Origin of the sequence: Nonomuraea helvata (assembly GCF_039535785.1) — a bacterium.
GTDB lineage: Bacteria > Actinomycetota > Actinomycetes > Streptosporangiales > Streptosporangiaceae > Nonomuraea > Nonomuraea helvata.
This window is the reverse complement of record NZ_BAAAXV010000001.1, coordinates 2887324-2902113: the sequence shown is the minus strand read 5'-3', so window position 1 is coordinate 2902113 and position 14790 is coordinate 2887324. Positions and strand designations below refer to the sequence as shown.

Sequence of the window (14790 nt, the reverse complement as noted above, 5' to 3'; positions counted from 1 at the left end):
CATGGATCTGCCGAGTGAGTTAGACCTGCCCGAATCCCGCTGGAACCGAGCTCAACAACCCGACGAACCCGACAATCCCGACCCTTACTGGAACCGATTCCTGGAGCCGAAGCCCGAGTCGCCCTGGCCCCGCAGGCTCGCGGCCGTGCTCTCCATCGCCGTCGTCGTCCCTCTCACGTACGTCATGCCCGCGCAGGCCGCGTCCCGGCCGGCTCCCTCGGTGCAGAACGAGAAGCCGGTCAAGGGCACGAAAGTCCCGGTCCTGCCCACGCTGGCCGATCCCGTCGAGAAACAGGCGTGGAAGGCACCACCAGGCGTCACCTGGCCCAAACCCCAGGCGGCGGAGCTGGGCGGCACCGGCACCCTGGCGGCGACCGGCTTCCCCGTGAAGCTGGCCCCGCAGAAGGGCGCTGCCGCCGCCAAGGCCGAGACCTCCGACCCGGTACGCGTCGAACTCCTTGACTCCAAGCTGCTCGGCCTCGCGATGCGCGTATCGCCCGGCCAGGGAGCGAGCCTCAAGGCAGCGTCCGGCAAGAAGACCCGCCTGCAGATCGACTATTCCGGCTTCCAGTACGCCTACGGCGGCGACTACGGCGCCCGGCTCCGCGTGGTCAAGCTGGAGGAATGCGCACTGACCGGGGCCGACGGCTGCGCAGCGCCCCAGCCGGTCAAGAGCGAGAACGACCCGAAGGCCGGCACGATCACCGCCGAGTTCGAGCCAGCCGGCCTGTACGCGGTCACGGCCGCCGCCTCCGGCCAGGCCGGTGACCACTCCGCCACCTCGCTCGCGCCGTCGGCGAGCTGGAGCGTCGGCGCCCAGTCCGGCGACTTCAACTGGGACTACGACCTGCGTACCCCTCCCGCGCTGGGCGGCGACGAGCCGGAGCTGTCGATCGACTACTCCTCCCAGAGCGTGGACGGCCGCACCGCCTCCACCAACAACCAGACGTCGTGGGTCGGTGAGGGTTTCGAGCTGAACCCCAGCGGCTACGTCGAGCGCCGCTACAAGTCCTGCATGGTCGACGGCAAGAAGACCGGCGATCTTTGCTGGGACGGGGAGAACGTCACCCTGTCGCTCGGCAACTCGGCCGTCGAGCTGATCAAGGACGCCACAAGCAAGCAGTGGCGGCCCAAGCGCGACGACGGCACCCGGATCGAGTACCTCACCGGGGCCACCAACGGCGACAACAACGGCGAGTACTGGAGGGTCACCGGTGCCGACGGCACCCAGTACACCTTCGGCCTGAACCGGCTGCCCGGCTGGGCCACCGGCAAGCCGGAGACGAAGTCGGTGCAGACGGTGCCGGTGTTCGGCAACAACAGCGGGGAGCCCTGCTACAACAGCACCCCGGCCAACGCATGGTGCCAGCAGGCGTACCGGTGGAACCTCGACTACGCGGTGGACACCCACGGCAACGCCACCACGTACTGGTACGCGCAGGAGAAGAACTATTACGGCCGTAACATGAAGCCCGAACAGGGCACCGTGTACGACCGCGCGGGCTACCTCACCCGCATCGACTACGGCTACCTGCAGAACGAGCTGTTCACCAAGGCTCCCGCCGCCCGCGTCGTCTTCGACGTGGCCGAGCGCTGCCTGCCCAGCGGCACCATCACCTGCGCCGCCGACCAGCTCAAGAAGGAGACCGCCAGCAGCTGGCCGGACGTCCCGTTCGACCAGATCTGTGACTCCGGTGTGAAGTGCACCGACCGCCTGGCGCCGACGTTCTTCACCCGCAAGCGCCTGACCAAGGTCACCACCCAGATCCTCAACACCGACCCCGCCAAATGCTCGGGCGCGCAGTACTGCGCGGTGGACTCCTGGACCCTGACGCACCAGTTCCCCGCCTCGGGCGACGGCATGAGCCCGGCGCTGTGGCTGGCGTCGGTCCAGCAGAGCGGTCACGTGGGCGGCACGATCACGCTGCCCAAGGTCACGTTCACCGGCGTCCAGCTCCCCAACCGGGTGGACGCCAACGAGGGCCGCGCCCCGCTCGTGAAGTGGCGCGTGCAGGCCGTGAACAACGAGTCCGGTGGTGAGCTGCGCGTCAACTACTCCGCCGCCGACTGCAAGCCCGGCGACGTGCCCGCCGCCGACAAGAACACCAGGCGCTGCTTCCCGCAGCGCTGGTCACCGCCGAACGAGGCCGAGGTCAACGACTGGTTCCACAAGTACGTGGTCACCCAGACGACCGAGGTGGACCGCGTCGGCGGTGCCTCCAATGTCGTCACCGACTACGAGTACCTCGACGGGACCGCCTGGCACTACGCCGAGAACGCCCTCGTCAAGCCCGAGCACCGCTCGTGGTCCGACTACCGGGGCTATGGCCGGGTGCGGGTGCGCCAGGGCGACGGGCAGGACACCAAGCGCACGCTGACGGAGTTCCGGTACTTCCGGGGCATGGACGGTGACAAGCAGGCCGACGGCTCCAAGCGCAGCGCGCAGGTCACGGACTCCGAGGGCGTCAAGCTCGCCGATCTCGACCAGCTGGCGGGCTTCGAGCGCGAGGAGATCGTCTACGACGGCGACGGCGGGGCCATCCTGAGCGCCACGCTCGAGGAGCCCTGGTCCGTCAAGACCGCCGAGTCCACGCAGGACGGCATCACCAAGGCCGCGTACGTGGTCGAGCCCAAGTCCATGGTCGCCCGTACCGCGCTGGAAGGAGGCAAGTGGCGGCGTACCGGCGAGGAGCGCTCGTACGACACCAAGGGCCTGCTCACCCAGGTGGAGGAGAAGGGCGACCTGGCCACGACCGACGACGACCAGTGCACCCGCTACACCTACGCCCGCAACGACACCAGCTGGATGCTCGACTATACGAGCCGGATCCAGAAGGTCGCCGCCAGCTGTGGCACCACAGTGTCCACGCTGGCCGCCGGTGACATCATCTCCGACCAGAAGGTCCAGTACGACAACAAGGCGTACGGCCAGGCACCGAGCAAGGGCGACGTGACCACGGTCGAGAACACCGTCTCTGGGGACGGCGCGACGATCGTGGAGAGCACCCACACCTACGACGCCTACGGTCGCGAGACCAGCGAGACCGACGCGGTCGGCACCAAGTCCACCACCACCTACACCCCGTCGGCGGGCGCGCCCCCGACCGAGATCACGGAGACCAACCAGCTGGGCCACGTCGAGCGCACCCTGCTCGAACCGGCCTGGGGGGAGCCGTCCGCCGAGATCGACGCGAACAACCGCCGCATCGACATGGAGTACGACGCGCTCGGCCGCCTGGTCAAGGTCTGGCAGCCCGACCGCAGCAAGGCGGCCAATCAGTCGCCCAGCACCGAGTACGCCTACCTGATGCGCACTGACGGTCCCAGCTTCGTCACCACGAAGACGCTGAACGCGGACGGCACCTACAGCGCCAGTCACGAGCTGTACGACGGCCTGATGCGCAAGCGCCAGACCCAGGAGCCCGCGCCCCGCGACGAGCAGACGCAGGACCCTGCGCTGCGTGACGGGCGCACGATCACCGACACCATCTACAACTCGCTCGGCGAGGCGGCCAAGTCCAACACCGGCTACTTCGCCACCGGGGCGCCCTCCACCGACCTGCTCGGCGTGGCCGACACGGACGTGCCCAACCAGGTCGTGGTGACCTTCGACGGCACCGGGGACGTCAACGCGCAGATCCTCAAGGCGAAGGGCCAGGAGAAGTACCGGGTCAGCACCACGCAGCAGGGCGACCGGATCCACGTGACGCCGCCGCCCGGAGGCACCGCCTCGACCCGCATCGGCGACGCCGAGGACCGGCTCATCGAGTTGCGCCAGTACAAGGGCACCACCCCGACGGGCGAGTACGAGTCCACCAAGTACACCTACGATCACGCCGGACGGCTGTCCACGGTGACCGACGCGGCGGGCAACGTGTGGCGCCACCATTACGACATGCGCGGCCGCGAGATCAAGATGGAGGACCCCGACAAGGGCGCCACCACGATGACGTACAACGACGCCGACGAGCTGGTCAGCACCACTGACTCGCGCGGCAAGACGTTGTACTACGTCTACGACGTGCTGGGCCGCAAGAAGGAACTGCGCGAGGGCTCCCAGACAGGCACGCTGCTCGCCGAGTGGCAGTACGACGCGCTGGCCAAGGGCCACATGAACGCCAGCATCCGCTATGTGGGCGGGCAGGCGTACAAGGCCGAGATCAACGCCATCGACTCCGACTACCGCACGCTGCGCGAGACCGTCACCATCCCCGAGCGGGAGGGCAAGCTGGCCGGTTCCTACCAGCTCAACACCCGCTACACCATCGACGACCAGGTCCAGTCGGTCAGCTTCCCGGCCGCGGGCGGTCTGGCGGACGAGCAGGTTGTCTACACCTACGACGAGCTCAGCCAGCCGACCAAGGTCAGTGGCCTGTCCACGTACGTGACCGCGACCCGCTACTCCAAGCTGGGCGAGACCCTGCAGACGGAGCTGAGCACCGGAGGCAAGAAGACCTGGCTCACCTACACCCATGACGAGGCCACCCGCAGGATGTCCAGGATGCGGGTGGACAGGGAGGGCGCCGCGGCGACCGACCTGGACCTCAACTACACCTACGACGCGGTCGGCAACATCACCAAGATCGCCGACAAGGGCGCGAGCGGCCAGGACACGCAGTGCTTCAAGTACGACCACCTGCGCCGCATGACCTCGGCCTGGACGGCCACCGACGACTGCGCCGCCGGCACCCCGCAGTCGGACAAGATCGGCGGCGTGGCCCCGTACGCGGTCAGCTACGAGTACGACGCCACCGGCAACCGGACCAAGGAGATCAAGCACGCTTGGGGTGGCGCGGGTGAGACCACGCGTACCTCCACCTACCCGGCCGCGGGAGCCAAGCAGCCGCACGCACTCCAGACCGTCGGGTCGGACCTCTTCGAGTACGACGCCGCGGGCAACACCACCAGGCGCAAGGTCGGCAACTCCGACCAGGCCCTGGTCTGGGACGCCGAGGGCAACCTGGAGTCGGTGACGGAGGCGGGCAAGACGACGTCCTTCGTGTACAACGCGGAGGGCGACCGGCTGATCCGCAAGACGCCGACCGACGCCACGCTCTACATCGACGACATGGAGCTGCGCTTCGACTTCGCCAAGGACGCCGTCGAGCAGACCCGCTACTACACCATCGGTGGCGAGCCCATCGCGGTGCGCACGCCGGACAACCAGGTCTACTTCTTGCTCAACGACCACCAGGGCACCGCGCAGGCGGCGGTGAACGCCGGGACCGGGGAGCTGGCCGTACGGAGGACGACGCCGTTCGGCGAGAACCGGGGATCGCCACCGGCGTTCTGGCCGGGGCAGCGCGGATTCGTGGGAGGCACGCAGGACGCCACCACCGGGCTGGTCCACCTCGGCGCCCGCGAGTACGACCCCAAGAACGGGCGCTTCCTGTCGGTCGACCCCGTCATGGAGGAGCAGAACCCGCAGCAGCTCAACGCCTATGCCTACGCCAACAACAGCCCCGTCACCATGAGCGACCCCGACGGCCAGCTGTTCTGGTTCGTCGCCATCGTCGTGGTCAGGGTCTCGGCGCAGATCATCGCCAGGAGGCTCGCGATGGCCGCCGCCAGGCGGGCCGCCATCGCGGCGGCGCGTGCGGCGGCCAGGCGGGCCGCCATCGCGGCGGCGCGGCGCCGGGCGCTGGCGGAGGCCAGGAGGAGAGCCGCGGCTGAGGCCAAGAAGCGGGCCTTGGAAGCGGCCCGGAAGAAGGCCGCGGCCGCGGCCAGGAAGAAGCTCCAGGAACAGGCCAAGAAGAGGGCGGCCGAGAGGGCCAGGAAGGCGGCGACGGCACGGGCGCAGCGGCGGGCCGCGGCAGCGGCGAGAAGAGAGGCGAAGAGGAAGGCCGCTGAGGCGGCGGCGAAGCGCCGGGCCGCGGCGGCGGCCAGGACGCGCAACAGGCGGGCCGGCCGGCTCCCCAGCGGGATCCAGCGGGCACGGCAGCGTCCGGCGCAGCGGCCGACCAGCCACAGGGCGCAGCAGCGGCAGGCGCCCCCCAGAGACAGTCGGCAGCCGATGCAGCCACGGCCGAGTCAGATCTACCGCAACGACGGCTCGACCCAGCCAACCCAGTCCTACACCGTCTACCGCGACGGCCGGATGTATCCGGACGGACCGCCGCCTGCGGCCCGACCCGGTGGTTCCGGCCAGGGTGAGCGGCAGATCTTCAGACCGGAGAAGATCGAGCCCGAGAACACGAGGACGGGCACGATCGCCGAAACCGGCTTCAAGGTCAACCAGTATCTGGACAAGAGCGGAATCGCCGACGCGCTCGACATCATCATCTGGGGGCTGGGAGGTTAGCCCCTACTGATCGGACACCGGCGCGGGACCCTCACGGTTCCGCGCCGGTGGCGTTCTTGGGTGCCATGTCCCTAGAATCTTGTTCGGTCATGACTTGAGGAGGCAATGTGGGCGCGTTCGATCTCAGCGGGAAGCAGGCTCTGGTCACCGGGGCGTCGAAGGGGATCGGGCGGGCCATCGCGCTCGCGTACGCCGAGGCGGGGGCCGACGTGGCTCTCGTGTCCCGGTCGGCCGAGGCCCTGGCCGAAGTGGGCAAGGAGGTCGAGGCGCGGGGCAGGCGCGCGGTCGTCATCCCGGCCGACCTCACCGACCGCGACGCCGCCACCGCGGCCGTGGCCGTGGCGATCGACGGGCTCGGGCACCTCGACATCGTGGTCAACAACGCGGGCGGCTCCAACTTCCTCGTCGAGTTCAAGGACCTGCGGCTGTCGGGGTGGGACAAGCTCATGCGTCTCAACCTCGACTCGGCCATGGTCGTCTGCCACACGGTCGCCCCCCACCTGCTGGCGCGGGGCGAGGGCACGGTCATCAACGTGGCCTCCGTGGCGGCGCTCGGCGCGCCCTTCCTGGCGCCCTACGCCGCCGCCAAGGCCGGGCTGGTGGCGTTGACGAAGACGCTGGCCGTGGAGTGGGCCCAGTCGGGGGTGCGGGTCAACGCCCTGTGCCCCGGGTGGACGGCCACCGACCTCAACCGCAACCTCTGGGAGGACGAGAGCGCCGGGGCCGCCACGGTCGCCAGTGTGCCCATGCGGCGCTGGGGGACGGTGGAGGAGATGGCTCAGCCGGCGGTGTTCCTGGCCAGCTCGGCTTCGGCGTACATGACGGGTCAGGTGCTGTTCGTGGACGGCGGCGCAACGGCCATATAGGTCGTTATGGCTGTTTTACGGAAGCGGTCAGCGTTATGGGTGATAGTTATGGGTGATATCGGCATGCGACATTGAGTGCTTGCCGCCGTGAACCGGGTTACCGTGTGGTCCGTGCAGCTCTACACGAGATCGTCCGGGACCGGGCTCCCGGTTGTGCTGCTTCACGCGTTCCCGCTGTCGTCGGCCATGTGGCTGGCCCAGCGGGAAGGGCTGGCCAAGGCATGCCGGGTCATCACACCGGACTTGCGCGGCTTCGGCGGTTCACGGCTGGGCGACGACGAACCGTCCGTCGACCTGATGGCCGACGACGTCGCCAGGCTGCTCGACGACGAGGGCATCGACAGGGCGGTGGTCGGCGGGCTGTCCATGGGCGGCTACGTGACCATGGCGTTCTGCCGCCGCCACGCCGACCGGGTGCTCGGCGTGATCCTGGCCGACACCAAGGCCGGCGCCGACCCGCCCGCGGCGAGGGACAACAGGGAACGCATCGCCCAGGCCGTGCTCGCCGACGGCAGCGAGGTGCTGGTCAGCGAGGTGCTTCCCGGGCTCATCGGGCCGACGACCAAGGAGCGGCGGGCCATGGTGTTCGGGCGGGTCAAGGGGCTGGTGCAGTCCGCGCCGCCGGGCGCCGTCGCCTGGGCGCAGCGGGCCATGGCCGCCCGGCCCGACTCCTTCGACACGCTGGGCACGCTGAAGGTGCCGCTGCTCGCTGTCGTGGGGGAGGAGGACGAGCTGGCGCCGCCCGCCGAGGCCGAGGCGATGGTGCGGGCCGTGCCCGACGGGCGGCTGGAGATCATCCCGAAGGCCGGCCATCTGAGCGCCGTCGAGCAGCCCGAGGCGTTCAACGCGGCGGTGGCCGAGTTCATCGACACCGACCTCGGCGGCTCCCGCTCCTGACCACCTGCCCGGTCCTCTTCTCGGCGGGCGCGTTCGTGCGCGCCTCAGCCGGAGCGGGGCGGCTTCTTCGGGCACGGCTGGTGCACGATGACGCCCCTTGCATCGAGGGGCGTCAGGCGCGCTCCTGGCGCGGCACCACGATCTCCCGGATGATCAGCGAGATCGCCGCGGCCACCGGGATGGCCAGCAGCGCGCCGACGATGCCCAGCAGTGCGCCGCCGAACAGCGCGGCGATCACGGTCACGGCCGGCGTCACGTCCACCGAGCGCTTCATCACCCTCGGGTAGATGAAGTAGTTCTCGACCTGCTGGTAGACCAGGAAGAAGATCGCACAGGCGATGCCGGCGGGCACCGACTGCAGGAACGCGACGCCGGTGACGAGCACCGCGCCGAGCGTGGCGCCCACCAGCGGGATCAGGTCCGTCAACGCCACGACCAGGGCGAGCGCGAGTGCGTACTGGACGCCTGCGACGGACAGGAAGACCCAGGCCAGGACGCCCGCGATGACCGAGATCAGCACGTTGCCGGCGACGTACCCGCCGATGCCGGTGAGGATCTGCTCGCTGATCGCCCGCGTCCGCTCCCTGCGGGAGGCCGGTACGAGCTTGAGCAGGTAGCCCTTGATCGTGTTCAGTGAGCCGAGGAAGTAGAGCATGAGCACCAGCAGCGTCACCGTGGTGTACACGCCGTTCAGCACCACGAGCCCCGCGCCCATGATCCCGGTGGCGAGCGAGGGCCCCAGCGTGGTCGTCACGAACGTCTTGAGCTGCGCCAGGATCTGGTAGTCCGCGTCGAGCTGGTGCAACGTGGGATTCTTGCCGAGCTCGGCGACGTAGCCGGGCACCGCCGCCACGAACTCCGACAGCTGCTGGCTCACCGGCGGCACCACGGCCAGGCCGAACAGCGCGAACGCCACGATGACCCCGGCGAACACGATCGAGATCGCGCCCCGCCTGGCCAGGCCGCGCCTCTGGAGGGCCTCGACGGCGGGGTTCAGGCCGACGGCGAGGAACATCGCCACCACGACCAGGATGATCGTGCTCAGGGACTGGACGACCATCTGGGCGATCGCGATCGCCGTCAGCACCCCGAGCCCGCCGACCAGCCCGAACAGGAAGGGGCCCCGGGCGAGCGGCTTCCCGGGCAGTCCGTACGGTTGCGCGGCGTCGTCGCTCTCCTGAGCCCGGTTCTCCGCGGTCTTCGGACGCGTCGCGGCGGCAGTGGGCTCGGTATCCGCGGACAAGGTGACTCCCAGGGAAGGCAAGCTGATGGCAAAGAGAGAGCCTAGCGACCATCAGGTCGCCAGGCTCTCTCCTGCCTGCTATTCAGCCCCCGTGTGCAGCCCTGTGGTCGACCGGGCCGCTACTCCTGCCACCATTCGGCGTCGTCCTCGGACTTGGTCTCCACCTTGGGGGCGGGCGACGCGACCGGGGCCTCGACGACGGAGGGCGCGGCGAGCGCGGGCTTCGGCGGGGCGGCCGTGACCGCGGGCTCCGGCTCCATGCCCGGCAGGGCGGCGCCACCGAGCAGCTGGCGCAGCTGGGCCAGGTGGCTGGTGATGCTGTCGCGCTGGCGGGTGAGCTCGTCGACCTGGCGCTGCATCGCCGTGCGGGTGCGCTCGGCCTCGGTCTTGGCCTCGGTGACGATCGTCTCGGCGCTCGACTTGGCCTCGGTGACGATGGTCTCCGCGCTCTTGCGGGCGTTCGCGACGAGCTGCTTGGCGTGCAGGTCGGCCTCGCGGCGGGTCTGCTCGGCCTGCTGGGTGGCCTTGGTGGCCCGCGACTCGGCGGTGGCGGCCCGCTGCTCGGCCTCGGCGACCAGCTTCTGCGTGGCGGCCTGCGCCGTGGCGTGGCGCTCGGCCTCCTGGCGCTCGGCCTCCTCGCGGCGGGAGGCGAGCTGGATCTCGAACTCGGCCTCGTCCTGCGCCCGCTTGGCCTCGGACTCCTCCAGCACCCGCTGGGCCTGCGCGCGCATCTCGTCGGCCTGCCGCTTGGCGGTGGTGAGCACCTCGTCGCGCTCGCGCTTGGTCGAGGCCCGCAGCTGGGCGACCTCGCGCTCGGTGGTGGTGCGGAGCTTGGCGATCTCGCGCTCGGCGTCGGCCCGCTTCTCCGCCACCTCGTGGTCGGCCGTGGCCCGCAGCTTGGCGACCTCGCGCTCGGTGGTGTTGGTCAGCTCGTCGGCCTCGCGGCGCGCGGTGGAGCGGATCTCATCGGCGTCCCGCTCGGCCGCGGTGCGCATCTCGTCGCTCTCGCGGGTGGCCTGGGCACGCTTGTCCGCGGCCTCCGCCTCGGCGGCGGCGCGCAGGTCGGCGGCCTCGACCTTGGCGGCGGCCTTGATCTCGTTGGCCTCGGACCTGGCGGCCTGCACGAGCTCGGTGGCCTGCTCCTCGGCCAGGCGGAGCAGCTGCTCGATGCGGGCGCCGAGGCCGGAGTAGGTCGGGCGCTCCTGCTCCTGCAGCTGGCGCTGGGAGTCGGACAGATCGCGCTGCAGGCTCGTGACCTGCTCGCGGGCCTGCCGTAGCTCGCCGTCAAGCTGCTTCAGATGGTCGTGGACCTGATGCCGGTCGTAACCACGGAGCACCACGTCGAACTCGCGTGCTGGGGCGTCCTCGAAGAAGTTGTTGAGCTGGGCGTCGATGTCGGACTGCATGGAGGCTCGATCCTGGGTTGTCGAGACGGCTACACGGGCCGGACGGGGGGTTCGGGGCATCCGATCCAGGAGCCTGTGCCTCGCGGCAGGCTCCATGTCCGGTGGAAGGTCAAGCGTACTCCGCTGGTGCCGCCTGCGAAGCCCCGTCCAACTTTCTGCGTGACTAGTTACATATGCGTGTTTTGTGGCGTTTCTAGTGCTCGGCCGCCTGGACCAACTCCGTCAGCATTCCTCCCACGTCCTTGGGGTGCAGGAACGCGATCTGCGAGCCCATCGACCCGTGCCTGGGACGCTCGTCCAGCAGCCTCACACCCTTCTCGTTGATCTTAGCCATGGCGTCCTCGACGTCGGGCACGCCGAATGCCACGTGGTGGACGCCCTCCCCCCGCTTGGCCAGGAATTTTCCCACGGGGGAGTCGTCTGAGAGAGGCTCCAGAAGCTGAATGTAGGAGCCCCCGCCTTCGCCGTCGGCGATGTGCAGCATGGCCTCCTTGACGCCCTGCTCCTCGTTCACCTCCCGGGCCACGACGGTCAGCTCGAACGTCTCCGAGAAGAACGCGATCTTCTCCTCGAGGTTCCTGCACGCGATCCCGATGTGGTCGATCCGCATGAACATGTGTGGTCCACCTCCATAGCCGACGTCCGCCTACTCGTGGGTATGGTGTCAAAGAACCCGACGTGAGCGTAGGAGGCCGTTGTCATGTCCAGTTCCGTCATCGTGGCCGGAGCTCGCACTCCCATCGGCAAACTGCTGGGATCCCTGTCCGGGCTGCCGGCCGTGGAGCTCGGGGGCATCGCCATCAAGGCGGCCCTGGAGCGCGCCGGAGTGGCGCCGGAAGCGGTCGAGTACGTCATCATGGGCCAGGTCCTCCAGGCCGGCGCCGGCCAGATCCCCTCCCGCCAGGCCGCCGTCAAGGCGGGCATCCCGATGACCGTCCCCTCCATCACCGTCAACAAGGTGTGCCTGTCGGGCCTCGACGCCATCGCCCTGGCCGACCAGCTCATCCGCGCGGGCGAGTTCGACATCGTGGTGGCCGGCGGCATGGAGTCCATGACCAACGCCCCCCACCTCCTGCCGGGCCTGCGCAAGGGCGTCAAGTACGGCGGCTCGGACGTCGTGGACTCGATGGCTCACGACGGTCTGTTCTGCGCGTTCGACCAGTGCGCGATGGGGGAGTCCACGGAACGCCACAACGCCCGGCTCGGCATCGGCCGCGAGGAGCAGGACGCCCTGTCGGCCCGCTCGCACCAGCTGGCCGCCGCCGCCATCAAGAACGGCGTCTTCGAGGACGAGATCGTCCCCGTGGAGATCCCGCAGCGCCGCGGCGAGCCGCTGATCGTCCGCGAGGACGAGGGCGTACGCGGCGACACGACCCCGGAGACCCTCGCCAGGCTCCGCCCGGCCTTCGCGGCGGACGGCACCATCACGGCGGGCTCGGCCTCGCAGATCTCGGACGGGGCGTGCGCCGTGGTGGTCATGTCGAAGTCCAAGGCGGAAGAGCTGGGCCTGGAGTGGCTGGCCGAGATCGGCAGGCACGGCAACGTCGCGGGCCCCGACGCCTCCCTGCAGTCCCAGCCGGCCAACGCCATCAAGCAGGCGATGGCCAAGCAGGGCGTGACGGCCGGCGACCTGGACCTGGTGGAGATCAACGAGGCCTTCGCCAGCGTGGTCCTGCAGTCCGTCAAGGAGCTGGACGTCCCCCTCGACAAGGTGAACGTCAACGGGGGCGGCATAGCCCTGGGCCACCCGATCGGGGCGTCGGGCGCGCGGATCGTGCTGACTCTGGCGTACGAGCTGCAGCGGAGGGGCGGCGGGCTCGGCGCCGCGGGCCTGTGCGGCGGCGGCGGCCAGGGCGACGCCCTGCTCATCACCGTCCCCAAGCGGTAGGAGTCTGTCGGGCGGCCGGTCATCCGGCCGCCCTTCTTCGGCCGTGTGATGTAAAGAATTCTAGACATCAAGTCGGAGTTGTTTTACATTCGAGCCATGGCACCCGAAGAGAAACGCGCGTGGATCATGGCGGTGGTCTCGGCCTGCGCCTACGGCGCCTACGTCGTGATCATCCTGGGCAGGGCGCAGGGCATCCCCATCGCCGACGTGCCGTACGCGGCCACGCTGCTGTGGAGCATCGGAGGCGCGATCGCGGTGACGATCGTGCTGAACATCGCGGTCTCGATGGCCTCCCCCAGGGACGTCGGCAAGAAGGACCAGCGCGACAGAGAGATCCATCGGTACGGCGAGTACACCGGCCAGTGGTGCCTCGTGCTGGGCGGCGTCGCGGCCCTGGGGATGGCGATGGCCGAGGTGGACCACTTCTGGATCGCGAACGCGATCTACCTGGCGTTCGTCCTGTCGAGCGTCCTCGGATCCGTGCTGAAGATCGTCGCCTACCGCCGGGGCCTGCCGTCATGGTGAAGCCCACCAAGGTCACCAACTCGATCCGGGCCCTGCGGTTCGCGCACGGTGAGATGACGCAGGCGGAGCTGGCGGAGAGGGTGGGGGTGACGCGCCAGACCATCATCGCCATCGAGCAGGGCCGCTATTCGCCGTCACTCGAGATGGCGTTCCAGATCGCGCGGGTGTTCGGGGCCCCGCTCGATGACGTGTTCCAATATCCGGACGGAGAAGCGTCATGAAAGCGATCGTTCGCGACACGTATGGGCCCGCTGACGTCCTGAAATATGTGGACACTGCGCGCCCGGAGCCCGGCCGGGGCGACGTCCTGGTGCGCGTGCACGCGGCCGGCCTCGACATGGGCGTCTGGCATCTCATGGAAGGCGTGCCGTACGTGATGCGCCCCGCCATCGGACTCCGCGCCCCCAAGACCAGGGGGCTCGGCACGGACGTCGCGGGCACGGTCGAGTCGGTGGGAGCGGACGTGACCCGGTTCCGGCCGGGCGACCGCGTCTTCGGCACGTGTGGCGGCGGCGCTTTCGCCGAGTACGCGTGCGCCCGCGAGGACAGGCTCATGCCGATCCCGGAGAACCTCGCCTTCGAGCCGGCGGCGGCCATCCCGACCTCGGCCATCACCGCCCTCCAGGCACTGCGCGACAAAGGACGGGTACGGGCGGGACAGCAGGTCCTGGTCATCGGGGCCGGCGGGGGAGTGGGGACGTACGCGGTGCAGCTGGCCAAGGCGTTCGGCGCGGAGGTCACCGGGGTGTGCAGCGCGGCGAAGGCGGACCTCGTACGGTCGATCGGCGCCGCGGAGGTCGTCGACTACACGCGCGAGGACTTCGCCGACGGGCGACGCCGTTACGACCTCATCGTCGACACGGCGGGCAACCGCCCGCTGTCCCGTCTCCGTCGCGCCCTGACCCCTCGGGGAACGCTGGTCATCGTCGGCGGCGAAGGCGGCGGGCGATGGCTGTCGGGCCTGGACCGTCAGCTTCGTACCGCTCTGCTGGCGCCCTTCGCCCGCCGGCGGCTCCGCGTGGTCTTCGCGTTCCCCCGGGAGTCGGACTTACGGCAGTTGGCGGAGCTCGCCGGTGCCGGCCGGTTCACGCCCGTCATCGACAGGACCTTCCCGCTGAGCGAGGCCCCTGAGGCCGTCCGTCTCCTGCTGCGCGGCCAGGTGCGAGGTAAAGCCGTCATCACCGTACCGGCCGGTTAGTCTCGCCGCATGGCGAAGGTCCTGGTCACTGGACTGGGTGTGGCGCGAGGGCGCGATGGCCGTCCTGCGTGATCTGGCCCTTGCATAGCGCGATGCCCCGGTCCCACCAGGAAGGGATCGGGGCATCGCGGCGCTCGCGTCATGAACCCGTGACGCCGGCCCCCTTACGGGGGCTGTTCAGCCCGGCCGCGAGGGAGGCTGCGGCCGGGCTGCTTGTGGGAGGTCATGAGGAGAGGAACTTGGCGAGGACCGAGCGGTGACGGCGCTCGGACCGCAGGCCCTTGCCGGCCTCTCGCGCGCGCCGCTCCTCGGCGGCCGCCCGCCGGAGTTCGGAGGCGCGGTACTGCATGACGGAGTATTCGAGTTCGGCGTTCATCCGAGTGCCCCTTGTGTTTCGTGCTTCTTCTTCCCTGCACTCTTAAGACTCCTCCTAAGGCCCTCCCCGACACATCGGGCGGATGCCCTA

11 protein-coding genes are annotated in these 14790 nt (G+C 69.7%); 7 read left to right on the top strand and 4 right to left on the bottom strand.

Annotation, left to right across the window (positions count from 1 at the left end; all coding sequences use genetic code 11):
- The first annotated feature begins 1 nt into the window (after position 1).
- The 3 genes from ABD830_RS13460 to ABD830_RS13450 all read left to right on the top strand — a co-directional run bounded on the left by ABD830_RS13460 (position 2) and on the right by ABD830_RS13450 (position 8064).
- Positions 2-6301 carry an RHS repeat-associated core domain-containing protein gene (locus ABD830_RS13460; protein WP_344987069.1) on the top strand — a complete coding sequence of 2100 codons (6300 nt, stop codon included), beginning with the start codon at positions 2-4 and terminating at the stop codon, positions 6299-6301.
- Positions 6302-6408: 107 nt separating this feature from the next.
- Positions 6409-7167, top strand: coding sequence for an SDR family NAD(P)-dependent oxidoreductase (locus tag ABD830_RS13455; protein WP_344987068.1), 759 nt, complete (start codon positions 6409-6411; stop codon positions 7165-7167).
- 111 nt (positions 7168-7278) lie between these two features.
- Positions 7279-8064, top strand: coding sequence for an alpha/beta fold hydrolase (locus ABD830_RS13450; protein WP_344987067.1), 786 nt, complete (start codon positions 7279-7281; stop codon positions 8062-8064).
- A gap of 112 nt (positions 8065-8176) precedes the next feature.
- On the opposite strand, the gene ABD830_RS13445 is transcribed toward ABD830_RS13450, so the two are convergent.
- The 3 genes from ABD830_RS13445 to mce form a co-directional block, all read right to left on the bottom strand.
- Entirely contained in the window at positions 8177-9307 is a 1131-nt protein-coding gene (locus ABD830_RS13445) for an AI-2E family transporter (protein ID WP_344987066.1), read from the bottom strand.
- A gap of 119 nt (positions 9308-9426) precedes the next feature.
- Positions 9427-10713, bottom strand: a complete 1287-nt coding sequence (locus tag ABD830_RS13440; RefSeq protein WP_344987065.1) for a DivIVA domain-containing protein — start codon at positions 10711-10713, stop codon at positions 9427-9429.
- 193 nt (positions 10714-10906) lie between these two features.
- Entirely contained in the window at positions 10907-11329 is a 423-nt protein-coding gene (gene mce / locus ABD830_RS13435) for a methylmalonyl-CoA epimerase (protein WP_344987064.1), read from the bottom strand.
- Positions 11330-11413: 84 nt separating this feature from the next.
- On the opposite strand from mce, the gene ABD830_RS13430 reads away from it, so the two are divergent.
- The 4 genes from ABD830_RS13430 to ABD830_RS13415 all read left to right on the top strand — a co-directional run bounded on the left by ABD830_RS13430 (position 11414) and on the right by ABD830_RS13415 (position 14324).
- Positions 11414-12601, top strand: a complete 1188-nt coding sequence (locus tag ABD830_RS13430; protein ID WP_344987063.1) for an acetyl-CoA C-acetyltransferase — start codon at positions 11414-11416, stop codon at positions 12599-12601.
- 96 nt (positions 12602-12697) lie between these two features.
- Complete coding sequence (locus ABD830_RS13425; RefSeq protein WP_344987062.1) at positions 12698-13126, top strand: hypothetical protein; 429 nt, start codon at positions 12698-12700, stop codon at positions 13124-13126.
- Complete coding sequence (locus ABD830_RS13420; protein ID WP_344987061.1) at positions 13120-13347, top strand: helix-turn-helix transcriptional regulator; 228 nt, start codon at positions 13120-13122, stop codon at positions 13345-13347. The genes ABD830_RS13425 and ABD830_RS13420 overlap by 7 nt, the downstream gene beginning before the upstream one ends.
- Positions 13344-14324 (top strand): NAD(P)-dependent alcohol dehydrogenase, encoded by a 981-nt coding sequence (locus ABD830_RS13415; protein ID WP_344987060.1) that lies wholly within the window; start codon positions 13344-13346, stop codon positions 14322-14324. The genes ABD830_RS13420 and ABD830_RS13415 overlap by 4 nt, the downstream gene beginning before the upstream one ends.
- 223 nt (positions 14325-14547) lie before the next feature.
- Here the strand turns inward: ABD830_RS13415 and ABD830_RS13410 are convergent, their stop codons facing one another.
- The gene (locus tag ABD830_RS13410; protein WP_344987059.1) at positions 14548-14700 is read right to left on the bottom strand and encodes a hypothetical protein; all 153 of its coding nucleotides are present in this window, start codon (positions 14698-14700) and stop codon (positions 14548-14550) included.
- Positions 14701-14790 lie beyond the last annotated feature (90 nt).